The sequence below is a fragment of the Pelomonas sp. Root1237 genome (genome assembly GCF_001425055.1).
In the GTDB taxonomy this organism is placed as follows: Bacteria; Pseudomonadota; Gammaproteobacteria; order Burkholderiales; family Burkholderiaceae_C; genus Pelomonas.
This window is the reverse complement of the sequence record NZ_LMDK01000019.1, coordinates 369,847-392,162: the sequence shown is the minus strand read 5'-3', so window position 1 is coordinate 392,162 and position 22,316 is coordinate 369,847. Positions and strand designations below refer to the sequence as shown.

Sequence of the window (22,316 nt, the reverse complement as noted above, 5' to 3'; positions counted from 1 at the left end):
GACTCGCGGTCAGGAGCGGCAGGCACCGGGCAGCAGTTCGGCACCATCGAACATCAGGTCGCGCTGGCCGGCCGCCAGTTGCAGCCGCAGCGTTCCGGCGGCGCGCTCTGGCAGGCTCAGGGATGCGCTCAGTCGATTGGCCAGCACGCCCTGACCCCAGGCGGCGTCCTGCACGCCGCGCGGCCAGCGCAATGGGTGGGTCTGGCCGTCGACGACCACATCAGCCTGCCAGGGCTCGCCTGCGGTCAACGGGTAGGTGGGGAGCACGTAGACGCGCAGGCAGCTGGCGCCGGCGGGTGCCTGGGCTTGCAGCGCCAAGGTCGAGCCGGGCTGCTGTGCGGCGAGCACGCCGTCGCCGCGACCGAGGCCGGGGATGAGGCGCCAGCCCTGCGAGGCGGTCACACGCAGCGCGGGTGGCGCTGCAGCGGCCGTGGCCACGGGTGCGAGGTCGGCAGCGGCTTTCGCGATGTCGCTCAGCGCATCGGCCGTGCTGCCACCCAATCCGGCGGCCGGTAGCAACGGCGCCTGCTGGCGGTAGCTGGTCCAAAGGCCATCGGCCGGTTCCTCGGCCAGGATGCCGGCCCAGCGGCCGCCGTTGCAGCGCGCGGTCAAGGCCTTGAGGCGCTGATCGGCGCGCACGGCCTGGGCGGCGAAGCGGCGGGCACCAGCGGGATCGCGCTCCATCGTCGCCGCGTAGCGCTCCAACGCGAAGAAGCGCTCGTTGGCCAGGGCCGAAGCGCGCAGCGGGTATTCGACCAGTTGGAAGAAACCGTCGCGCTGCGCGGCGGCGATCCGAGGGCGCACGGCGTCCAGGCGGGCAAGCAGCTGGGCGAAGCGATCCAGGCGCTCGTCGATGACGGCCGGCGCCAGGCCACTGCGCTTCACGCGTTCACCGGGCAGGTGATATTGCAGATGCTCGGGGCGGCGCTCGAAGTTGAGGCGGTAGTAGCCGTCCCAAATCGCGGCGATCTCGGCGGCGATGCCAGCAACGCCGAAGAGCCGCTGCGCCAGCTCACGAAGGTAGGCCTGCTGGCCCTGCGCCCGCACGGCGGCCGGGTTCCAGGCCAGGTCGAACCAGTGGCTGAGGTTGACCTCGTGCGGCTTGATGTCGCCGGCGTTGGCGATCCACAGCCGCTGCGCGCCGGCATCGAAGGCGCGGCCCATTTCTTCGGCGACGAGTGCGGGCGGCGTGGTGGACAGCCACAGATAGGACAGCGGCGCGCCGAGATAACTCAGGTGGTAGTACACGCCCGAGCCGCCTGAGCGCTTGGTCTGCTCCGCGTCGGGGAACTGGCGGAGGTAACCGAAGTTGTCGTCGGGCCAGACCAGCGTCACGTCGTCGGGCAGGGCCAGCCCGGGCAGCAAAGGCAGCACTTCCTTGTAGGGCACGAAGACCTGGGGCAGCGTCACCGGGTCGCCTACGCGCTTTGCCAGCAGCTCTCGTTGGTCGGCCAGCAAGCGGTTCAGCAGCGCCTGCTTCTCGGCCACCGTGCCGCCGCCCTGCATGCCAGAGTCGTGGATGCCGCGCATGCCCAGCGTGTAGAGGTTGTCGAAGCGGCCATTCGTCTTCAGCCGCTCGGCCCAGTAGTCGCGCACCTGTTCGGGATGGGTTGCGTAGTTGTACTGCTCGGCCGGCGCCTTCCACTCGGCGACGTTGTTGCGCAGCATCGGCTCCGCGTGGGATGAGCCCATGACGATGCCATAGCGCTGCGCGAGCTCGGCATTGCGCGGATCGGCGTTGAAGGCGCCCGAGACTTGGTGCATGGCCGGCCACAGCGTGTTGGCCTTCAGGCGCAGCAGCAGGCGGAAGACCTGCTCGTAGGTGCGCGGGCCAATCGTGCGGGCCTCGGGCTCGAAGGTGCGAGAGGCCCAGGGGAAGAGGCCCCAGTCCTCGTCGTTGATGAAGAGGCCGCGGTATTTCACGGCGGGACCGTCGTGCAGTGGCTCAGTCAGGCTGACATGCAATGGCCCGCGCTTGAGCGGCGCGACGTCCGCCCACCAATGCCAGGGCGACACGCCCAGCGCCTGGCTCAGCGTGTAGACGCCGTAGGCGGTGCCGCGGCGGTCGGCGCCGGCGATGACGAGTGCCTGCTTCACGCCGGGCGCGGGGTCGCGCAGCAGCGCAATCTGGAAACATTCCCAGCAACTCTTGAGCTTGCTGAGGTCGAGGCCGGCGGCGTCAATCTGCGCATGCCGGCCGGCCGTGCCGACCCAGATCTGCACGGCGCCCTTGTTGCCAGTCCGCAAGCCGAGGCGCTTGAAGTCTTCCGCCAGGTCTTGCGCAACGAATGCTTCCAGCGGATCAGCGTTCGCGCTGCCAACGATGACGGCGCCATCCAGCGGCAGGCTGGTAGGCGTGGCATGAGTCGAGACGTCCAGCGCCGCATGGACAGTTCCCGCAAAGAACAGGACACAGCCACAGAGCCACAGAGGCACAGAGAAAGTGCGTCTGCCTCCGTGCCTCTGTGCCTCGGTGGCTGTGTTCATGAATGGCCTTTCACCGCGCCTTGAATGCGGAACGCAGGTCCGGCGGTGGCGCGTTGCGGTCCACGGTCAGCCAGCCGTCCTGCAGCTTCATCTCCGCGACCTGGATGACGGTGCGCTGGTGCCAGCGGTCGTCGGCCTTCGCTTCAGGCTCGCCGCTCTGGTGCGTGAAGTAGAAGAGGTAAGCCCGGCCGTCGACAACGGTGACGCCCGGGTGCTGACCCTTGGCGCGGTCGGTGGGGTGCTCGCCGATGCCGGCCAGCAGTCGCGTGGGCTGCTCCTGCCAGTGCTCGGCGTCGTCGGAGCGCAGCACCAGCAGCCCCTTCCACAGGTCGGCAACCAGCCACCATTTGCCGGCGAACTGGAACACCGTCGGCCCTTCACCGGGCAGCGGGCTGACCGGGCCGCGCACGGTCCACGTCTTCATGTCGGGGCTGTCAGCCACCGTGAGCTTGCTGCCGGCCTGCTCGTCCTTGAACCACATGCGCCAGCCGCCCTGCGGCGCGCGGATGACGGATGCGTCGATGACCTTGGGCGAGCCCAGCTCCGCCTTGCCGGCGCAGGTCCAGTTGCGCAGGTCCGTGCTGGTGAGGTGCTCGATGCGCCGCTCGCCCGTCCAGCTCTTGTGCACGCCGGGCACGATGGTGAGCCACAGGTGGTACACGTCGTCGAAGTCCTGGATCTCGGGCGCCCACAGCGTGGCGCCGGTGCACTCGGCAGGGAACTTCGCCTCGCCCGACGCGCGCCAGCGGTTGCCGTCGTCCGTCGTCGCGATGCCGATGGGCGTGGCGTGCACCCAGGTCACGTCCTTGGGGTCGTCCAGCCGCAGCGTCGCGCGGCGGTTGGTGTAGAACATCTCCCAGCGCTTCAGGCCGCGGTTGAAGACGAGCGACACGTCGGCCGCGCCGTCCAGCACCGGGTCGCGGTAGAGCGGCCGCGGCGCAGGTTCCATGCTGACGCAGCCGGCCAGCGCAACAAGCAACAGCGCGACCAGCCTCATGGCGTGGTGATGGGCAGGTAGCGCGGCGGCTTCATCCCGTGGCCGAGGTGGAAGCTGGTGTGCGGCGGCTGGTTGTAGCCGGCGTTCTGCGCGGCCACCTGCACGCGGTATTGCGGGTCGTGCATCAGCGTGACGAGGCGGTGCTCAGTCGGCACGGCCGTCGAGAAGACCAGCAGGGCCGTGCTGTCCTCGTTGCGCCAGACGACTTCCTCGCGCCAGTCGCCGAACAAGTCGGCCGACAACACCGGGTTGCCCTTGGTGCCGTTGTTGGACGCCGCACCAAACTTCTTGCCGTTCAGCACGTTCTCGAACTTGACGCTGGCAGGGTTCCACTTGTCGATGGCGACGTGGTCCAGCGACTCGCGCAGCAGGTCGCCATCCCACCAGACGGCGAAGTTGTAGCGGTTGGGGTGCTGCTCGCTGATGAGCTTGCCGCCCGCGCTCATCAGGCCGCCGACGGAGCCCCAGCATTCGGCGCCGGGATAGGCTGGGTCGATGTCGAAGCAGACGCCGCGGCCGACGTCGGTGTTCTTGCCGGACATGCTCCACAGCAGCTTGCCCGTGGCCGCGTCGTGCATCTCCAGGCCGTGCTCGCCGTAGCAGCGCGGAGTCTCGTGAACCATGAAAACTTGCTGGCCCTCGCGCGCCGGGTCGAAGGCGCTGACGTGCAGCGCGTCGCCGTGGCACAGGCTGGTGCTGTAAAGCAGCTTGCCGGTGCCAGAGATGGTGGCAGCGCCGTAGATGATGTCATCCAGGCCGTCGCCGTTGACGTCGGCCACCGAGAACCAATGCGCGCCCTGGCCCGCAGCGGGCTTGCTCGCAGCATCCGCGTCGCTGTCGAACACCCACCGCTGGGTCAGCTTGCCATCGCGCCAGTCCCAGGCGGCCAGCACGGCGCGGGTGTAGTAGCCGCGCGAAAACACCGCGCTGGGGCGCTGGCCATCCAGGTAGGCCACGCCGGCCAGGAAGCGGTCGACGCGATTGCCGTAGGCATCGCCCCAGGCGGCCACGTCACCGCGTGGCGGTGTGTAGTCCGCAGTGGCCATGGCAGCGCCGGTCAAGCCGTTGAACACGGTCAGGAACTCGGGGCCGGCCAGCACATAGCCCGCCTCGTTGCGGTAATCGGCCTTGGCGTCGCCAATCACCTTGCCCGCACCATCCACCGCGCCATCGGCCGTCTTCATCATGAGCTCGGCCTTGCCGTCACCATCGAAGTCGTAGGCGAGGAAGCTGGTGTAGTGGGCGCCGGCACGGATGTTCTGACCGAGGTCGATGCGCCACAGCCGCGTGCCGTCGAGCTTGTAGGCGTCCAGCAGCGTGTGGCCGGTATGGCCCTTGTGCGAGTTGTCGTGGGCGTTGGTGGGCTGCCACTTCACGATCAGCTCGTATTGGCCATCGCCATCCAGGTCGGCCGCCGCGCCGTCGTTGGCCTCGTAGCGGTAGGCCACGCCGTCGGGCGTCACGCCGCCTTCGGGCTTTTGCAGCGGCACACGCAGATAGGGCTGGCTCCACGGCGCGGTGGCGGTGGACGCGGGCTGCTCCTGGCCGCCCACAACGGCGCGCACGGTGTAGAGGCTGTCGCTGCGGCCTTGCGCGTCCACCAGGTTGGTCAGCGCCTGCGGCTCGTGGTTGATGCGCTTGCCATCGCGGTAGACATTGAAACGCACCCCGGCTGGCTCCGTGCCCAACAGGCGCCAGCTGACGAACACGCCGGACGAAGTCGTCAACGCAACGACGCCGCGATCAAGCCTCTCCATCTGCCTGGGCTGGGCTTGCGCAACGCTGGCCAACAACAGGCAGCAGACGAGGAGATGGCGCAGAAGACTCATGGTGGCGGTCAAAAAAAGCGGCCCCAGCGGAGGCGGGGGCCGGTGCGCGATCAGCGCAACACAGAGGCCATGCCGGCCCGGGAGTCCAATTCAGGTCAGAGCTTGTAGCCCAGTGTGACGTAGTAGCGGCGGCCCGACCAGGCCAGCTCGTTGGGCCGGCCCAGGTCGCCGGCATAGGTCAGCTCGGCCTGGTTGGTCAGGTTCTTGGCTTCCAGAGCCAGCGTGAAGTTCTTCGTCGCCTTCCACTGGATCTTGGCGTCCAGGTAGCCGGTCTTGTCGCTGAAGTTGGGATTGCCCGACACGTCGTTGCCGCCGGTGTAGTACTTGTCGCGATAAGCGTAGGCCAGGCGCGCGTTGAAGTTGCCGTCGTCGTACCACAGGCCCAGGTTGTAGGAATTCTTCGACATGCCTGGGTAAGGCAGAACCGAGTTGTCCAGCGGGCTGATGAGTTCGTTGCCCTTGGCGTAGCTGAACGCCATGCGCGTGTAGTTGGCATCCACGCCGAAGTTGCCCAGCCAGCCCGGCAGGAAGGACAAGGCCGTGCGGCCCGCCAGCTCGATGCCCTGCGTCTTGGCACCCTCGCCGTTGACGGCCTGGGTCACGTCGAACAGCCGACCGTCGCCGTAGAAGTTCACGCTCGGCCGGTAGACGCCGGTACGCACATAGGTGCCGATCTCGGTGCGGAAGGTGGCCAGGCTGACCTGCGTGTCGCGGCTGGGGTAGTACTCCACGCTCAGGTCGTACTTGGTGGCGCGGTAGGGCTTGAGTTCCGGGTTGCCGGCCGTGCAGTCGTCGGTGCCGTCACCGCCGCGCGCCGGGTCGCCGCTGCCGGTCGTGCAGGTGACGTTGGGCGCCAGCAGATTGATCGCCGGACGGGCCATCACCTTGGCCGCACCACCGCGGACCAGCAGCTTGCCGTTGATCAGCTGCAACGTGGCGTTCAGGCTGGGCAGCACGTCGCTGTAGCTGTTGCTGATGGACACCACCTTGTTCGTGTTCACGAGCGGCGAGCAGGTCGACACCGTGGCCGGGTTGCAGGTACGGTCCGTCTGCAGGCCGGTCGAGGTCACGTCGGTGCGGGTGTAGCGCACACCGACATTGCCATCCAGCGGCAGGCCGAGGATCTCGGTGCCCCAGTCCAGCCGCACGTAACCCGCCTTGACCTTCTCGGTGATGTCGAAGGCCGGGATCTGCGGGTAGGTCTTGCCGTCGTTGCCAGGCGTCGAGTACAGGTATTTGTGGCTGAAGTCGCTGGTGTCGAAGATGCCCGAGGCCACCGTGGCGGCATAGTTCGGCGCCGTCCAGTTGGCGGGTACGCCGGAGACGTCGCCATAGCCGCCCATGAAGGTGCCGGGCGACTTGGTGCGGATCGCGTTGACGATCTCCTGCATGCGCGCGCCGGTCACGTACGCCGTCTTGTAGCCGCTGTTGATGTAGGTCTGCGCGTCGTTGGGGCGTTGCGCCGTGCCGGTGTAGAGCGGGTCCCAGATGAAGGTCTGGTTGACGTTGGCCGTGCGGGCATTGATGTCCACCGCCTCGTCGGTGGCGGTCAGGCTGCCGTTGTTCTGCACCAGGTAGCCGCCACCGTTGTACTGGCGCGAACTGGACTCGCGCGCCTGGCCGCCGAACCACAGGCTCTGGAAGAGGTTGTGGTCGAAGTTGTACTGGAAGTCCAGCTTGCCCTGGCGCTCGGCGTTCTTCGTGGCCGACGGCCGGTACTGCAGCTGCGCCTGCACATAGGACGACGCGTTGTCCGGGCTGTAGGCCGTCGGGAACGTGAACTGCGGCAGGTGGCTGCCGTCGAGCTTGACGACCAGGCCCGGCGCGTTCTGCGTCAGCACGATGTTGTTGCTCTCGCTCTTGTAGTCCGACTTGGAGTCGCCCAGCAGCCCTTCGACGCGCCAGCTGTTGTTCTTGAACTTGAAGCCGGCGGTGGTGTACTTGGACTCGATGTCCAGCGCGAAGTCGCGCGCCGACGTGCTGAACGCGCCCTGGCCGCCCTGGCCCGCCACGTTCAGGCAGTTGCCCACGGTGAACTGCGTGACGTGGTGGTTCTCCACCACCATGCCGGCCGGCGTGGTGGTGGTGGGCGCCGCGACGCAGGTGCCGGCAGTCTGCACCGTGGCGTCGGCGCGGTAGACCGGCGCATTGCCCGGCGAAGCCAGCCGCGTCACCGCCGAGAAGTCGGTGCCGTAGTTCATGTCGTTGAGCCGCTGGGCCTGCGTGTTGGCCTGGTAGCTCACGTAGGCGTCCAGCTCCCTGGTGAACTGGTATTGCGCCGTCACCTCGGCGGAGCTGCGCTTGTGGTCGCGGGTCCAGATGCCGTAGCGCGAGATGCGCGGCGAGTAGTCGAACCACTGGCTGCGGCAAGGCGCCTGGTCAGCGGCAGCCAGGCTGCTGCAGCCGGCCGACGTGGTGACAGCCGCCGCATTGGCGTTCAGGCTGGTGATGGTCTTGTCGGCCGAGAAGTCCCAGTCGCGCAGGAAGGCCCAGGAGGTGTTGCGGGAGAAGTCACCGCGCGTGTAGATCTTGTCGTAGACCAGGTTGGCCATGAGGCCGAGCTTGCCGTCCAGGAATTTGTCGGCCAGCAGCAGCGTGCCGCGCGGCTGCATGCCGCCGCGCAGACTGCCCTGCTCGGCCGCCAACGTACCAGCGATGGTGCGCTTGGTGAAGTCGAGCGGCTTGCGCGTCGTGATGCGCACGGTGCCGCCGATGCCGCCTTCGGTCAGGTCGGCCGTGGAGCCCTTGATGACGTCGATGGAGGAAATCAGCTCCGACGCCAGCTCGCGCAACTCGGCCCCGCGGCCCGCGCCGCCGTTGGTACCGAGCACCGACATGCCGTTGATCTCGACGCGGTTCAGGTCGGGCTCGACACCGCGGATGGACACCTGCGAGCCTTCGCCGAACTGGCGCGACAGCTGCACGCCGGTGATGCGCGACAACGCCTCGCCGACGTTCTTGTCCGGGAACTGGTCGATGTCTTCCGCCACGATGCTGTCGCTGACGGTGGAGGCGTTGCGCTTGCGGTCGATGGCGCTCTGGATGGAGCGGCGGATGCCGGTGACGGTGACCGTGTCGAGCTGCTGGGCCTTGGCCTTGTCGGCCGCCGCAGGTGCCGAAGCGGCATCTGCCGGCGCGGCGGGCTGCTGGGCGTGCGCCTGGCCGGCCAGGGCCGCCGAGATAGCCAGGGCCAGCGGCGTCCAACGCGAAACCGGCGAACCACCGTGAATCTTCTTCAGCATTTTGTCTGTCTCCGAAAATATCAACCGGGGAGAGCTCGAAAAGGCTCTCTTTATTGCCCCGAAGACAGTCTAGGGGCCGGTTTTGCGCTGTGTTCACACGCCGGCAAAGAATCACGACCGTGATTGCTTTGACTCCGCAAAAACCCTTGAAAGGCGCAGATTCTCTCAAATTCCTGATTAACCCGGCCCAGCGGCTGAGCGCGCAACGGCCCAATGGCCAGTGATGCGGCCATGCGCCAGCCGCGTGCCGGCAATTTGAGCGTTAGGCAATATGGCGCCTGATTTTCAATATCAACAAACCCGCCCGCGGCGGTTTCATTCGAACGAATCGAATATCAATATTTGAATATTGGCGTCGAACCGTCAGCGTACAAGCTCACGGCTTGCGCTCAAGCCAAGCCTGGGGTACCGGCACGATGCAGATATTCATCTCGCGTCCGTCGGCGGCGAGCATGGCGGACTGGATCTGGATCTTCTTGCCGTCCGGGCTGAAGGTCGGGTGCGGGTGGTCGCGCGCCGTGGTCTTGTGGCCGGTGGTCAGCAGGATCATTTCGCGCGTCTTGCGGTCGATCAGGTAGAGGCTGCGGCTGAAGTCGTCGCCAACCGCAAAGCGCCCGTCTGACGAGCCGTGGACATGCCACAGGCCGCTGCCCGAGGGTGTCTGGCCCGCAATCGTCATCTCCCGCGTGCGCAGGTTGACGATGGCCAGGCCCGTCGGCTTCTCGCGCGTGCCGGCATCGCCCCAGGCGGCGTCCTGACCGGGGTTGGCGCCGCCCACGTCGGTGGCGGCCGGCCGGTTCGGATCAACGACGCCGGGAATAGCGCGGTGGCCCATGATGGCCAGCGCCACCTCGTCCTTGCCGATGAAGGCCTCGTGCGTGACCCATTCATACGGTGCTTCGGGATAGAGCGGCCGCAGGCCGGTGCCGTCGCCCTTGACCGTCCAGGTCCGCTGCGGTGACTTGCCGCCCGTCTCCCAGCTGAACACCAGCTCGCCCGGGTTCCAGCTGTTGCTCTGGATGTGGCCGATCTGGAAGGGCACCGAGACGACGTGGCGGATCTCGCCCGTCTGCACATTGATCTTGCCGATGGCATGCGGCCCGGCACCCATGCCGCGCGGGCCGAAAGGTGGCTCGATCTTGGTACCAGCGGGCAGCCGCGCGCCGGCGTAGGCCTTGCCCTGGATGCGGAAGTAGAACCACTGACCGTCCGCGTCGAGCGCGTTGTCGCCCACGGCTTCCAGTTCGGGCGGCAGCGTGCCGATGACGCGCTGGTAGCTGCTGGCCGGCTTGATCATGCCGGCGCGGCTGTCGGCGAAGACGCGGTCCAGGTCCACCTCGATGGCCTGCATGGCCCTGGGGGCGCCCTTCCTGTCGGGCCGCAGGAAATAGAGCTTGTTGCCGCCCGACTGCGCAAGGTTGAGCATGCCGTCATAGCCGCCTTCGGTCACCTGCACCATCTCGCCACTGGCCTCGTTGACGGCGATGGCCTCGCCCTTCACGCGCGCCGAGCGGAACACCAGCCACTGGCCGTCGGCCGTCCACTGCGGATGGCTAGGGTAGATCTTCGAGTCGCCGCGCGGCAGCGTGGTCAGGAAGGTCAGCGGCGTGCCGGTGACGGGGTCAGGAACGACGCGCTTCTCGGACGGGAAGCGCTGGCCGATCTGTGCCCAGGTGGACGCCGTGGCCAACAGCAGGCACAGCAGCAGGGAGGTCTTGCGAAGCGACATGATGGGTGCCCGGTAGAAGTGGCGCGACTCTAGGACTCGCTCTGTTGCGCGATGTTGCTGGGCCTCAATCGCTCAAGAACTTGCGCCGTCCTGGCCCGGCCTGCTCCTAGCATGCGCGCCATGATCCGCACGCTCATCGCCTTGCTCTCACTGTTCGCCTTGCCCCTGACACAGGCCCAGACCTTCACCGCCAGCACCGACCCCGCCCGCGCCCAGGTCAAGCTGCCCGAGCCAGCCAAGCCCGAACTGCCGTCGCTGATCCTCATCGGCGACTCGACGGTGCGCAATGGCCAGGACGACGGCCAGGGCAAGGGAGCCGAAGGTCAGTGGGGCTGGGGCAACCCGATCGCCGCCTACTTCGACACGAACAAGATCAACGTCGTCAACCGCGCCGTGGGCGGCCTCTCCAGCCGCACCTACCGCAGCAGCGGCCATTGGGACCGCACCAAGCCCTTCATCAAGCGAGGCGACTGGGTCGTCATGCAGTTCGGCCACAACGACGCCAGCCCCGTCAACGACAACAGCCGCGCCCGCGGCGTGTTGCGCGGCACGGGGTCGGAGAAGGAAGACATCGACAACCAGCTGACTGGCAAGCCGGAGACGGTCTACACCTACGGCGCCTACCTGCGTGGCTACATCGCCGAGATCCGCGCGGCCGGCGCCACACCCGTCGTCTGCTCGCCCGTGATCCGCAAGCGCTGGGAGGCTGATGGTGTGAAGGTGACGCGCGCCGGCGGTAATTTCGCGGCTTGGGCCGCCGAGGTGGCCAGGCAGGAGAGCGTGGCCTTCATCGACCTCAACGAATGGGGCGCGTTGCGCTATGAGGCGCTCGGCAAGGCCACGGTCGAGAAGCTCTTCCCTGCCGACACGCCGCAGGAGACCGTACACACCAACTGGCTCGGCGCGGCGGTCAACGCGCAGCTCGTCATCGCCGGGCTGATCCAGAACAAGGTGCTGCCGGACGCCGTCTACACCCGCCGCTTCGCGCCCGACGGCTCGGACGACCGGCCCGTCGTCGACGCCCGCAAGGTCAAGGTCGAAGCACCTCGCGATCCCAAGCTGCCCAGCCTCGTGCTGATTGGCGACTCCACCGTGCGCAGCGGCGGCCAGAACGGCGCCTATGGCTGGGGTGAGCGACTCGCACCCTTCTTCGACACCCAGCGCATCAACATCGTCAACAACGCCATCGGCGGCCGCAGCAGCCGCACCTTCTTCACCGAAGGGCGCTGGGCCTCGGTGCTGGACCAGCTGAAAGCCGGCGACACGCTGCTGATCCAGTTCGGCCACAACGACGGCGCCCGCATCGGCGACCCGGCTGGCAAGAACCGCGGCTCGGTGCCCGGCATCGGCCCGGAGGCGGTCGAGGACACGCGGCCTGACGGCAGCAAGGAGATGGTGCAGAGCTTCGGCTGGTACCTGGCCCGCTACATCAACGATGCGAAGGCCAAGGGAGCCCATGTCGTCGTGCTGTCGCCCATCCCGCACAAGGACCGCTGGCAGACGGGCCAGCCGCGCGACTTCGAGAGCTACACCGCCTGGGGCGAGCAGGTGGCGCGCGAGAACGGCGCCCAGTTCATCGACCTGACGATGCTGGTGACCGAGGCCTATCGCGTCATCGGTGCCGAGCGCGTCGACGCCTATTTCGCCGACGCCCGCACCCACACCAATGACGCCGGCGCCGTGTTCAACGCCACCCGGGTCGTCGAGGGCCTGAAGCGCCTGCCGGGCAAGCCGCTGCAAGCCTACCTGCGCGAGCCCACGCTGTGATCTTTCGCGACAGCTTGCCAGCCTCCAAAAACTTCGCTTAGAATAGCCGGCTCAGGCGCTTTAGCTCAGTTGGTTAGAGCGATGGAATCATAATCCACAGGTCCGGGGTTCGAGTCCCTGAAGCGCCACCAAAAATAGTCCAAGCGCGAAAGCACTTAGACACGAAAGCCACCCTAGCGGTGGCTTTTCTGCTTTCTAAGCTTCAGTGGCGGCCTATAGCGCTTCTTACGCGCTTCTTACCCCCAAGGCGCCTACGGAGCGCGCCTCTGCCCGCACGTACGGGACGGCCCCACTTCCCCGTACGTACGTCGTCGGGGCGGCGTATTGTGCTGATCAAGTTTTCTCGGACACAGCGATAGGTTGTTTGACTGCCGATTGCTGCTCGAAGGCATTGGGTGGCAGGTTGCCCAGTTTGAGTGCAGGCGCGTTGCCAGACGCGCTCGGTCTTGAGGCTCAGGAAGAAGCGCTCCATCACCGCGTTGTCCCAGCAGTTGCCCTTGCGGCTCATGTGCCGACCAGGCCGTAGCGAGCCAGAAGCCCCTGATGCAGCGCACTGGCGTACTGACTGCCCCGGTCCGAATGCACGATCAGCCCTGGCGCCGGGTGACGTTGCGCGATGGCCAGTTGCAACGCCGCGCAGACCAACTCGGCGTGCATGCTCGGTGCCATCGCCCACCCACGACTTTGCGCGCGTACAGGTCCAGCACTACCGCCAGGTACAGCCAGCCGCTGCGCGTGCGGATGTAGGTGATGTCGCTCACCCAGGCCTGGTTGGGGCCGCTGGGATCAAAGCGCCTCGCCAGCACGTTGTCGGAGACGGGCACGCATGGCCACTGTCGGTGGTGTGAATGAACTTACGCCTCCACAGCGCGCGCAGCCGGTGCTCGCGCATCAGCCGACGCACCCGGTGTCGCCCCAGCCGCAGGCCCTTGGCGCGCAGCGCCGCACACAGCCAGCGGCTGCCGTAAACCCGGCCGCTGGCGGCGAACTCTGCCTTGAGTTGCGTGCTGGCCAGGCGGGCTGCGGGCGCAGCCCGAGCGGCTGACGCCCAGCACACTACACAGGCGGCCCACAATGACGGCCTTCTTGCTCAACTGCTCGACGAGTCGGTGCCTCAGCGCAGTTCCCGGGCGAAGAAGGCCGATGCTTTTTTAGGATGTCGACGTCGCCTCGCAGCTGCTTGTTCTCGGCTTCAAGCTGACGGATGCGCTGCTGCTCTGCGGTGAGCGGCTTGCCGATGCCAGGCCGGCCGGTCGCCTCTTCATCGAGCTGGGCCTGATCTTGCCACCGCCTCATGGCGAGGCTCGCCCAGCTTCATGTCGCGGCAGACCTCGCTCACGCCCAGGCCATGCTCGCGAATCATCTGCACGACCTGCAGCTTGAATGCCGCGTCGAAGTACCTTCGTTGTCTCTTGCTCATGTCCCTCGTCCAGGTGAATTCCACCTATCGAGGCGTCCGTGGAAATTAGACCAGCACAGGTCGATGCGCAGCGGCTATGTAACTAATAACGCTCATGGAGAAACGCAGGCCGATCCGTCGTAATCTCCAGTCGATCGCCTTCACAGGGCTGCCTCGGGAAATCTTGGGACAGTCGCTGACGAAACGAATGAGTTGGGCTGAGTAGTGGAACACGATCCGGGAACAGGCGGGGTAATCAGTCAGTACGGCACCGCAGCTCCGACCGGTTCTGGACTTTGGGCGGTCGGTGACCGTGTTATCCAGCTGGCTTCGGCGGTAGGACTGCCTAAGGCATGGCGCTGCACTATGGCCGGAAATCCTGGCACTGGGTCGTCAGAGGGCAACCTTGGAAACGACGGATGGACGAATATGCCTGAGCACAATTCCGGTTAGGCGCATTCAGATGTCGTAGTGAATGATGTGGGGAGCATCAATACCACTGATCGCGGCGAGCAAAGAGCTAGTTAGTTGTAAGCCATGGCGGCAGCAATGTCGGTGTGCTAGAGGTGCTTCAATTCACCCGCGAGGCGTCTTTTGATAAGTGTGAGGCGAACTCTTGGCTGAAATCATGTCGATGTCAATATGCCAATGGTAATTCTTCGCTATGGCAGTTAGGAGAAGCTTGATGAATGACGGAAAATTTGAGCTATATATTTCTGGCAAAAGGCTCTACGGAGATGATTTGACGCCTCCGCAGATAATGGATTGGTTCAAAAGCGAGGAAGATGGGTATGCAAATCTTGGCGCAAAGGACAAATCGAACTATCGTTATGAGTATCATGCATTAAATAATGAGCTGTTCTACAAATTTCTCAGAGGGAAGAGATTCAAAGAAGCGCTCGGCATTGGTAGTGCCTACGGCGACGAATTGATTCCGATAGCTGACCGCTTGCAAAGCATAATGATTCTTGAGCCATCCGACGCGTTCGCTATGGACTCGACGATTGGCCAAACACCTACAACCTATGTAAAGCCGAACGTATCTGGGGATTTTCCCTTTGAGAGCAACCGTTTCGACTTAATTACGTGCTTCGGAGTAATGCACCACGTGCCCAATGTTTCGCACGTAATGAAGGAGATTTACCGATGCCTATCTGTCGGCGGCTCTTTCTGTATTCGAGAGCCAATTGTTTCAATGGGCGACTGGAGGAAGCCGAGGGCCGGCCTCACTGCTAACGAGCGGGGAATTCCAATCGACATATTTGATAAGATAATTGACGAGGCTGGTTTCAAGGTCGCGCGCCGGTCTTTTTATGATTTCCGGCCCATCCCAATAATTGCAACAAAAATTGGTGTTGATGCTTACAACAATTATTTCACTGTGAAACTCGACCAATTGGTATGCAACTTGTTGTCATGGCGGACGCCTTATCACCGAACGACGTTCGTGGAGAAACTGGCCCCCGCATCCGTCGCCTACCTTCTCGAAAAAGCGTGACGCTTGGCGGTTGAGGCTCAAGTGCCGCCGTCGTTGCAGACAGTGCAGCATGGCCCCGACGGCCAACGAAGGAGGTCCGCTCCTGCTTGGCGCGTGGGACCAGATCAATGCCTCAAGCATGGCCGCGGAACGGCTTGGTTCCTTCGCTAGAGGAGCTAACAGCCGAGATGCAAGCGCGCTGGCGGGGGTTTTCCTTCATGCCCGAAGTCGTTGAGTCGTTGGCTCAAGGTATTGGGGGTGGTGTTGGGGGGACATGTGTGAGTGCGCGCGCAGACGCCGCTCCATGCGACTGCTGTACTGATCTCGGACTATTCCACCGTCACCATCGACGCACTGGGCAACTTCACCGAGACCGGCTATCTGCCCGTCACCGGCTTCCAGCTCGGCGGCAACGCCCTCACACCCACCGGCCTGAACACCGACTACGGGCTGTATCTCGCCTTCACCGGTACCGGCACGACGACGACGAACGATCCGACCACGACGTTCAATTTCGGCAACTTCACGACCTTGACCTACACGCTGTACGGCTACAACGGCACAGCGACCTTCGGCTTCAGCGGCAACACGCCCACCGAAACAGCCAGCGGTGAAATGGCACTGGCCAGCGGCACCTTGATCTCGGGCAGCGTGCTGACGGTGCCGACTGGCGGCGGCACCTTCAGCCCCTCGGCCAACGCCATGCTGACGGTGGCGCTGAACCAGCCGACGTTCTTCTCACCCGATCCCTTCTATTCGGTCGCGCTGACGGCCTTCTCCAACACGCCGTCACAGGTCGAGCCGTTCGCGGGCGGCTTCCGCATTCGCCAGGGCGGCGGATCGCTGAACTTTGCGCCGGTGCCCGAGCCGAGCAGCACCGCCATGCTGTTGGGCGGTCTGGCTGCCGCAGGCTTCCTCGGCTACCGTCGCCAGCGCAAGCAGGGCTGACGCAAGGGACGCCGGGGCCGGCCCCGGCGTCAGTAGACCGGGCGGGGCCGCAGCAAGCGCTCAAACTCGCGGTGGATGGTGTGATAGCAGTCGCAGGTGCGCGTCTCTAGTCCGCTGCGATTCAGTACCGTGATATGGCCCCGTGCATAGCGGATATAGCCCCCCTGCTGCAGCCGAGCCGCGGCCAGCGTGACGCTCTCGCGCCGCACACCCAGCATGCCGGCCATGGACTCCTGGGTCATGGTCAGCTCATCGGACTGCTGGCGGTCCATCCGCAGCAGGATGAGGCGCGCGAGCTGCTGCTCCAGGCCATGATGCCGGCTGCATAAGGCGGTCTGCATGATCTCGGCGACCAGGGCCTGCGAATAGGCCAGCAGCAGCCGGCGTACCGTGGCGTGGCGCGCGAACTCCTCGGCCACGGCAGAGGCACGCAGGCGCAGCGCCTTGCCCGGCATGTGCACCACGGCGCGGCTGCGCGTGTAGTTGCCATCGATCAGCGGCAGACCCACGACACCTTCGCGGCCAACGGTCGCCACTTCGGCGCAGGCGCCCGCGCGATCCGGCACCGAGAGCGACGCCAGCGCGGTGATCGGAAAGTACACCCACTGGATGAAGGCAGACGCTTCGTGAAGCATCTGGCCGGGGCGCAGGTAGACCCATTCCGCTTGCGCCAGCCACCTCTGGCGGTGCTCCGGCAGCAACGCTGCCAACAGTCGGTTGTATCGCCAGTCGCCCGCGTACGCCGCTCCGCGCCGGATACCTTCCTCCACGTCGTCCTGCAGCCAGGCTCGGGCGTGAACTCCCGCGGTCGAGCTCTCATCGGCGGCATGGAGGGTGGGTAAATCTTTCATGTTCAAGCCGTGTATGCGCTCTGGGCGCGGTGGACAGGCGGCTGCCAACATTTCAATTGGCAAAGGCCGTTCCCGCCTCAGGCAGCGGCAAGGATTTCCTGCCCGTCTTTGCACCGAAGGGATGCCGACGCGGCCAGCTTGAAAAATTTGCCGAATCCTTTCCATGCCGGGGACTGCCGCGCATGAGCCGCCACCAAGCTCAACCGGTCCCGTCGCTACAATGGCGGGCGCTTGGCTCGTCATGCCGAGCCCGACGGCTCGGGACACTCCCGGGTCGTTTTCATTTCCACCGCAGCCACTGGACACATACCATGTACCGCTGTGCACTCCCGCTGGCGCTGGCCGTCAGCTGTCTGGCCGCCCAGGCCCAGACGCACCGCTTCTTCACGCCTCAGACCCTGCGTGGCGAACTCGTCGTCACCCAGCACCCTGACGTGCTGTTGAACGGCAAGTACGCGCGCCTCGCACCCGGCAGCCGCATCAAAGGCGACACCAATCTGCTGGTGCAGCCAGGCGCCATCACCGGCCAGAAGTTCATCGTGCACTACACGGTCGAGAACAGCGGCTTGATCATGGACGTCTGGCTGCTGAACCCGGCCGAGATCGCCAACAAACCCTGGCCGACGACGCCGGCCGAGTCGGCAACCTGGCAGTTCAACCCGGGCAACCAGACCTGGAGCAAGCCATGAGCGAGGTCGTGACAAAAAAGGTCTTCATCAAGACCTTCGGCTGCCAGATGAACGAGTACGACTCGGACAAGATGGCCGACGTGCTGGGCGCCGCCCAAGGCTACGAACCGACGACCGATGTCGAGCAGGCCGACCTCATCCTCTTCAACACCTGCTCGGTGCGTGAAAAAGCGCAGGAGAAGGTCTTCAGCGACCTCGGCCGCGTGAAGCACCTGAAGGCCAAGGGCGTCATGATCGGCGTCGGCGGCTGCGTCGCCTCGCAGGAAGGCGCGGCCATCATCGAGCGTGCACCCTACGTGGACATCGTGTTCGGCCCGCAGACCCTGCACCGCCTGCCCGCCATGCTGGATGCCCGCCGCGAACAGCGCCGCCCGCAGGTGGACATCTCCTTCCCCGAGATCGAGAAGTTCGACCACCTGCCGCCGGCCAAGGTCGAGGGTGCCTCGGCCTTCGTCTCCATCATGGAAGGCTGCTCCAAGTACTGCAGCTACTGCGTGGTGCCCTACACCCGCGGCGAGGAGGTCTCGCGCCCGTTTGACGACGTGCTGACCGAGATCGCCGGCCTGGCTGACCAGGGCGTCATGGAGATCAACCTGCTGGGGCAGAACGTCAACGCCTACCGCGGCAAGATGGGCGATACGCCTGAGTTCGCCGACCTGGCCCTGCTGCTGGAATACGCCGCCGAGATCCCCGGCATCCGCCGCCTGCGCTTCACGACCAGCCACCCTAACGAGTTCAGCCCCCGCCTCATCGAGGCCTACGGCAAGATCCCGCAACTCGTGAACCACCTGCACCTGCCCGTCCAGCATGGCAGCGACCGCATCCTGATGGCGATGAAGCGCGGCTACACGGCGCTGGAGTTCAAGAGCATCGTGCGCAAGCTGCGCGCCATCCGCCCGGACCTGCGCCTGGCCAGCGACTTCATCGTCGGCTTCCCCGGCGAGACGGACGAAGACCACGCCAAGCTGATGAAGCTGGTGCACGACGTCGGCTTCGACGCCTCGTTCAGCTTCATCTTCAGCCCCCGCCCCGGCACGCCGGCCGCGGCGCTGGAGGACACGACACCCTACGAGGTCAAGGTCAAGCGCCTGCAGGAGCTGCAAGCGGCCATCGAGGCGCATGCCATCACCATCTCGCAAGGCATGGTGGGCAAGGTCGAGAAGGTGCTTGTCACCGGCAATGCGCGCAAGGACGTCTCGGAGCTGATGGGCCGCACCGAGTGCAACCGCATCGTCAACTTCCCCGGCTCGCCGCGGCTGATGAACCAGCTGGTCGATGTGCGCATCACGACGGCCTTCGCGCATTCGCTGCGCGGCGAGGTCGTCACGACCGAGGACGTGCTCAGCGCTTGAAGCTCAGCAAATACCACTGCGGCAGGGCGACGCCAAGCACCAGCAAGGCGTAACCCGCCATGCGGCCATCGCGGCCCAGCAGGATCAATGTGGCGATGGTGGCCGCCGTGCCGCCCGCCGCTCCCCAGGCCCACAACCTTTGCCAGCCCAGAGGCTTCGCCACCCGCCGCCACAGGCCCTTGATCGCCAACGCCAGTAGCGCCGCCAGCCCCCAGGCTGGGGCAAAGAGATTCGCGATGTGCCAAAAGGCGTCAAGTGGGCTCATTCGGGCTTGACCGATGTCAGATGCGGAAAAGCCGCGAATCCTACAATTCACGCCCATGTCCGTCTTTGCTCTCGGCCTGAACCACAACACCGCCCCGCTCGATCTGCGCGGGCGGTTTGCATTCACGCTCGAGCAGCTCGCCCCTTCACTGACCGGCCTGCGCCAGAAGCTGTCCGGCACGCCCGAGGCGGCCATCCTGTCGACCTGCAACCGCACCGAGGTCTATGTGGCCGCACCGTCAGCCCTGGTGCAACCCGCCATCGCCTGGCTGGCCGATGCCGGCGGCGTGCAGGCCGGCGCCTTGCGCGAGCATGCCTATGTGATGCAGGGAAGCGATGCCGCTCGCCATGCTTTCCGCGTCGCGGCTGGCCTGGACTCCATGGTGCTGGGCGAGCCACAGATCCTGGGCCAGATGAAGCAGGCCGTGCGTGAAGCCGAGAACGCCGGCGCCCTGGGCACGACGCTGCACCAGCTCTTCCAGCGCAGCTTCTCGGTGGCCAAGGAGGTGCGCAGCTCCACCGAGATCGGCGCCCACTCCATCAGCATGGCCGCTGCTGCCGTGCGGCTGGCCGGCCAGCTCTTTGAGGACCTGGCCAAGACACGGGTCCTCTTCGTCGGCGCCGGCGAGATGATCGAGCTGACCGCGACTCACTTCGCGGCCAAGACGCCGCGCCAGATGGCCGTGGCCAATCGCACGCTGGAACGCGGCGAGAAGCTCGCCACCCATTTCGGCGCCGAGGCCATGCGCCTGGCCGACCTGCCTGAGCGCCTGCACGAGTTCGACATCGTCGTCTCCTGCACGGCCTCCAGCCTGCCGCTGATCGGCCTGGGCGCCGTCGAGCGGGCGCTGAAGAAACGCAAGCACCGCCCGATGTTCATGGTCGACCTGGCCGTGCCGCGCGACATCGAGCCCGAGGTCGCCCAGCTGGACGACGTCTATCTCTATACGGTCGACGAGCTCGCCGCCCAGGTGCAGACCGCCGGCGAGAAACGCCAGGCCGCCGTGGCCCAGGCCGAGGCCATCGTCGAGACCGGCGTGCAGAGCTTCATGCACTGGCTGGACCAGCGCCACACCGTGCCTCTGATCCAGGCTCTGCATGCCCAGGCCGACGACTGGCGGGCGCTGGAGATCGCCCGCGCCCGCAAGCTGCTGGCCAAGGGCGCGGACGTGGACGAGGTGCTGGATGCGCTGTCCAAGGGCATCACGCAGAAGCTGCTTCACGGCACGCTGGCCGAACTGCATGCCAGCGACGGCGAGCAACGCCTGCAGTTGGCCCAGACGGTGTCGCGCCTCTTCCTGCGCGGCAAGCAGTCTTAGCGGCGCTCTCAAGCCGCCGCTCGGTGCATCGCTTGCGCCGCCCCTGACTGCATTCCCGTTCCGTGCCCATGAAAGACTCCCTGCGCCAGCAGTTCGACCGCCTCGGCTTCCGCCTCGCCGAGCTCGACACCATCCTTGCCGACGGCAGCGTCGCCTCGGACATGAAGCGCTACCGCGCGCTGACCAAGGAGCAGGCCGAGGTGTCTGGCCTGGTCGAGCGCTACCGGCGCTATCTGCAACACGAGGCCGATCTCGCCGCGGCACGCGACATGCTGGCGGACACTGAGATGGCAGAGATGGCCCGCGAGGAAATTGCGTCCAACGAGACAGCACTGACGTCGCTCGACGCAGAGTTGCAACTCGCGCTGATCCCCAAGGATCCGGACGACGAGCGCAACGCCTTCCTCGAAATCCGCGCCGGCGCCGGTGGCGACGAGGCGGCCCTGTTCGCCGGCGACCTGGCGCGCATGTATCTGCGCTTCGCCGAAGGCCAGGGCTGGCGCACCGAAATCCTGTCCGAGAACATCTCCGACCTCGGCGGCTACAAGGAACTGGTCGTGCGCGTCGAGGGCGATGCCGTCTACGGTCGTCTCAAGTTCGAATCCGGCGGCCACCGCGTGCAGCGCGTGCCGGCGACCGAAACCCAGGGCCGCATTCACACCAGCGCCTGCACGATCGCCGTGATGCCCGAGCCCGACGAGGCCGAGGTCATCACGCTGAACCCGGCCGACCTGCGCATCGACACTTTCCGTGCCAGCGGCGCCGGTGGCCAGCACATCAACAAGACCGATTCCGCTGTACGCGTCGTCCATCTGCCCACCGGCATCGTGGCCGAATGCCAGGACGGCCGCAGCCAGCACAGCAACAAGGCCAAGGCGCTGCAGGTGCTGCAGGCACGCATCCAGGAGAAGGAACGCAGCGAGCGCGCCGCCAAGGAGGCCGCCACGCGCAAGGGGCTGATCGGCAGCGGCGACCGCAGCGACCGCATTCGCACCTACAACTTCCCCCAGGGCCGCCTGACCGACCACCGCATCAACCTGACCCTCTACAAGCTGGGCCAGATCATGGACGGCGACCTCGGCGACGTCATCCAGGGCCTGCAGGCGGCGCAGGCGGCCGAGCAGTTGGCTCAGCTCGAAGAAGGCCGGGCGTGACAGTCGATGAGGCGCTCGCCCTCGCCCGCCAGCTCGGCGTCGAGCGCGGCGATGTGCAGACGCTGCTCGGCCACCTGACCGGCCAGGGCCGCGCCTGGCTTGTCACCCATGGCGACGCACTCGCACCCGGCGCCGAAGCCGCGCTGCAAAGGCTGGCCGCTGGTGAACCGCTGGCCCACCTGACCGGCTGGCAGCCCTTCCACGGTCTGATGCTGCAGGTCACGCCGGCCACGCTGATCCCTCGGCCGGACACCGAAACCCTGGTCGACTGGGCGCTGGAACTGCTCGCCGCCCTGCCGGGCCAATCCAGCGTCGCCGACCTCGGCACCGGCAGTGGCGCCATCGCGCTGGCCATCAAGGCCGCCTGCCCGCACGCCCAGGTCACGGCCGTTGACTTCAGCGCCGACGCCTTGGCTGTTGCTCGCGCCAATGGTGAACGCCTGGGTCTGGCCGTTGACTGGCGGCACGGCAACTGGTTCGCGCCGCTGGCCGACCGGCGCTTCGACCTCGTCGTCAGCAACCCGCCCTATATCGCCGGCGACGACCCGCATCTGCCAGCCCTGCGCCATGAGCCGATCACGGCCCTGACGCCTGGAGGTGACGGACTGGCCGACCTGCAAACCCTGATTGATGCTGCACCGCAACACATCAACGATGGCGGCTGGCTGCTGATGGAACACGGCTGGGACCAGGCCGAAGCGGTCGCCGCCCGCTTGGCCGCACGGGGGTTTGCCCAGGCCACGCTGAGGCGCGACCTGGGCGGTCGGCCGCGGGCCAGTGGCGGCTGCTGGCGTGCAACCAGCTGAAAGCTC

General features: G+C 66.1%; 15 protein-coding genes, 1 tRNA gene and 1 pseudogene. 9 read left to right on the top strand and 8 right to left on the bottom strand.

The genetic code is table 11. The features are described from left to right. Positions 1–9: 9 nt before the first annotated feature. The 5 genes from ASC91_RS24585 to ASC91_RS24565 form a co-directional block, all read right to left on the bottom strand. Positions 10–2,436: a glycosyl hydrolase 115 family protein gene (locus tag ASC91_RS24585; RefSeq protein WP_056203445.1), complete on the bottom strand. Its 2,427-nt coding sequence runs from the start codon at positions 2,434–2,436 to the stop codon at positions 10–12. A gap of 61 nt (positions 2,437–2,497) precedes the next feature. Next, positions 2,498–3,484 (bottom strand): hypothetical protein, encoded by a 987-nt coding sequence (locus ASC91_RS24580; protein ID WP_200955331.1) that lies wholly within the window; start codon positions 3,482–3,484, stop codon positions 2,498–2,500. Beyond that, on the bottom strand, positions 3,481–5,313 hold the full coding sequence (locus ASC91_RS24575) for a rhamnogalacturonan lyase (protein WP_056203442.1): 1,833 nt from the start codon (positions 5,311–5,313) through the stop codon (positions 3,481–3,483). The genes ASC91_RS24580 and ASC91_RS24575 overlap by 4 nt, the downstream gene beginning before the upstream one ends. A gap of 95 nt (positions 5,314–5,408) precedes the next feature. Beyond that, positions 5,409–8,555: a TonB-dependent receptor gene (locus ASC91_RS24570; RefSeq protein ID WP_056203437.1), complete on the bottom strand. Its 3,147-nt coding sequence runs from the start codon at positions 8,553–8,555 to the stop codon at positions 5,409–5,411. Between the two features lie 376 nt (positions 8,556–8,931). Further along, positions 8,932–10,284 carry a hypothetical protein gene (locus tag ASC91_RS24565; protein WP_056203434.1) on the bottom strand — a complete coding sequence of 451 codons (1,353 nt, stop codon included), beginning with the start codon at positions 10,282–10,284 and terminating at the stop codon, positions 8,932–8,934. Positions 10,285–10,404: 120 nt separating this feature from the next. On the opposite strand from ASC91_RS24565, the gene ASC91_RS24560 reads away from it, so the two are divergent. Both ASC91_RS24560 and ASC91_RS24555 read left to right on the top strand, forming a co-directional pair. Next, entirely contained in the window at positions 10,405–12,051 is a 1,647-nt protein-coding gene (locus ASC91_RS24560; RefSeq protein ID WP_235532088.1) for a rhamnogalacturonan acetylesterase, read from the top strand. A gap of 54 nt (positions 12,052–12,105) precedes the next feature. Beyond that, positions 12,106–12,182 (top strand) — tRNA-Met (locus ASC91_RS24555). Between the two features lie 296 nt (positions 12,183–12,478). On the opposite strand, the pseudogene ASC91_RS24550 reads toward ASC91_RS24555, so the two are convergent. Continuing rightward, a pseudogene (locus tag ASC91_RS24550) lies at positions 12,479–13,471 on the bottom strand (IS3 family transposase); the annotation flags it as partial. 664 nt (positions 13,472–14,135) lie between these two features. Here ASC91_RS24550 and ASC91_RS29050 point away from each other — a divergent pair. Beyond that, positions 14,136–14,948, top strand: coding sequence for a class I SAM-dependent methyltransferase (locus ASC91_RS29050; RefSeq protein WP_162247859.1), 813 nt, complete (start codon positions 14,136–14,138; stop codon positions 14,946–14,948). 261 nt (positions 14,949–15,209) lie between these two features. Continuing rightward, a complete protein-coding gene (gene pepA, locus ASC91_RS24540; protein WP_056203427.1) occupies positions 15,210–15,875 on the top strand; it encodes a flocculation-associated PEP-CTERM protein PepA in 666 nt (221 codons plus the stop codon). 29 nt (positions 15,876–15,904) lie between these two features. On the opposite strand, the gene ASC91_RS24535 is transcribed toward pepA, so the two are convergent. Beyond that, positions 15,905–16,726 (bottom strand): Crp/Fnr family transcriptional regulator, encoded by an 822-nt coding sequence (locus tag ASC91_RS24535; RefSeq protein ID WP_200955330.1) that lies wholly within the window; start codon positions 16,724–16,726, stop codon positions 15,905–15,907. Positions 16,727–17,037: 311 nt separating this feature from the next. Between ASC91_RS24535 and ASC91_RS24530 the strand changes: the two genes are divergently transcribed. Next, positions 17,038–17,415, top strand: a complete 378-nt coding sequence (locus ASC91_RS24530; protein WP_056203424.1) for a hypothetical protein — start codon at positions 17,038–17,040, stop codon at positions 17,413–17,415. Then, a complete protein-coding gene (gene miaB, locus ASC91_RS24525; RefSeq protein ID WP_235532087.1) occupies positions 17,412–18,767 on the top strand; it encodes a tRNA (N6-isopentenyl adenosine(37)-C2)-methylthiotransferase MiaB in 1,356 nt (451 codons plus the stop codon). The genes ASC91_RS24530 and miaB overlap by 4 nt, the downstream gene beginning before the upstream one ends. On the opposite strand, the gene ASC91_RS24520 is transcribed toward miaB, so the two are convergent. Beyond that, positions 18,757–19,032: a hypothetical protein gene (locus ASC91_RS24520; protein ID WP_056203421.1), complete on the bottom strand. Its 276-nt coding sequence runs from the start codon at positions 19,030–19,032 to the stop codon at positions 18,757–18,759. The two genes, miaB and ASC91_RS24520, sit on opposite strands and share 11 nt — an antisense overlap. Before the next feature lie 55 nt (positions 19,033–19,087). Here ASC91_RS24520 and hemA point away from each other — a divergent pair, with 55 nt between their 5' ends. From hemA to prmC, 3 genes are all read left to right on the top strand, one after another. Beyond that, positions 19,088–20,350 (top strand): glutamyl-tRNA reductase, encoded by a 1,263-nt coding sequence (hemA, locus tag ASC91_RS24515; RefSeq protein WP_056203417.1) that lies wholly within the window; start codon positions 19,088–19,090, stop codon positions 20,348–20,350. Positions 20,351–20,418: 68 nt separating this feature from the next. Continuing rightward, positions 20,419–21,504 (top strand): peptide chain release factor 1, encoded by a 1,086-nt coding sequence (gene prfA, locus ASC91_RS30505; RefSeq protein ID WP_056203414.1) that lies wholly within the window; start codon positions 20,419–20,421, stop codon positions 21,502–21,504. Further along, entirely contained in the window at positions 21,501–22,310 is an 810-nt protein-coding gene (gene prmC, locus ASC91_RS24505; protein ID WP_056203410.1) for a peptide chain release factor N(5)-glutamine methyltransferase, read from the top strand. The genes prfA and prmC overlap by 4 nt, the downstream gene beginning before the upstream one ends. Positions 22,311–22,316: the final 6 nt, after the last annotated feature.

Coding starts and splice junctions, on each gene's coding strand:
- ASC91_RS24580 (WP_200955331.1), bottom strand. CDS start 3,484: ATGAGGCTGGTCGCGCTGTTGCTTGTTGCGCTGGCCGGCTGCGTCAGC.
- ASC91_RS24575 (WP_056203442.1), bottom strand. CDS start 5,313: ATGAGTCTTCTGCGCCATCTCCTCGTCTGCTGCCTGTTGTTGGCCAGC.
- ASC91_RS24570 (WP_056203437.1), bottom strand. CDS start 8,555: ATGCTGAAGAAGATTCACGGTGGTTCGCCGGTTTCGCGTTGGACGCCG.
- ASC91_RS24565 (WP_056203434.1), bottom strand. CDS start 10,284: ATGTCGCTTCGCAAGACCTCCCTGCTGCTGTGCCTGCTGTTGGCCACG.
- ASC91_RS24560 (WP_235532088.1), top strand. CDS start 10,405: ATGATCCGCACGCTCATCGCCTTGCTCTCACTGTTCGCCTTGCCCCTG.
- ASC91_RS29050 (WP_162247859.1), top strand. CDS start 14,136: ATGAATGACGGAAAATTTGAGCTATATATTTCTGGCAAAAGGCTCTAC.
- ASC91_RS24535 (WP_200955330.1), bottom strand. CDS start 16,726: ATGAAAGATTTACCCACCCTCCATGCCGCCGATGAGAGCTCGACCGCG.
- ASC91_RS24530 (WP_056203424.1), top strand. CDS start 17,038: ATGTACCGCTGTGCACTCCCGCTGGCGCTGGCCGTCAGCTGTCTGGCC.
- miaB (WP_235532087.1), top strand. CDS start 17,412: ATGAGCGAGGTCGTGACAAAAAAGGTCTTCATCAAGACCTTCGGCTGC.
- ASC91_RS24520 (WP_056203421.1), bottom strand. CDS start 19,032: ATGAGCCCACTTGACGCCTTTTGGCACATCGCGAATCTCTTTGCCCCA.
- hemA (WP_056203417.1), top strand. CDS start 19,088: ATGTCCGTCTTTGCTCTCGGCCTGAACCACAACACCGCCCCGCTCGAT.
- prfA (WP_056203414.1), top strand. CDS start 20,419: ATGAAAGACTCCCTGCGCCAGCAGTTCGACCGCCTCGGCTTCCGCCTC.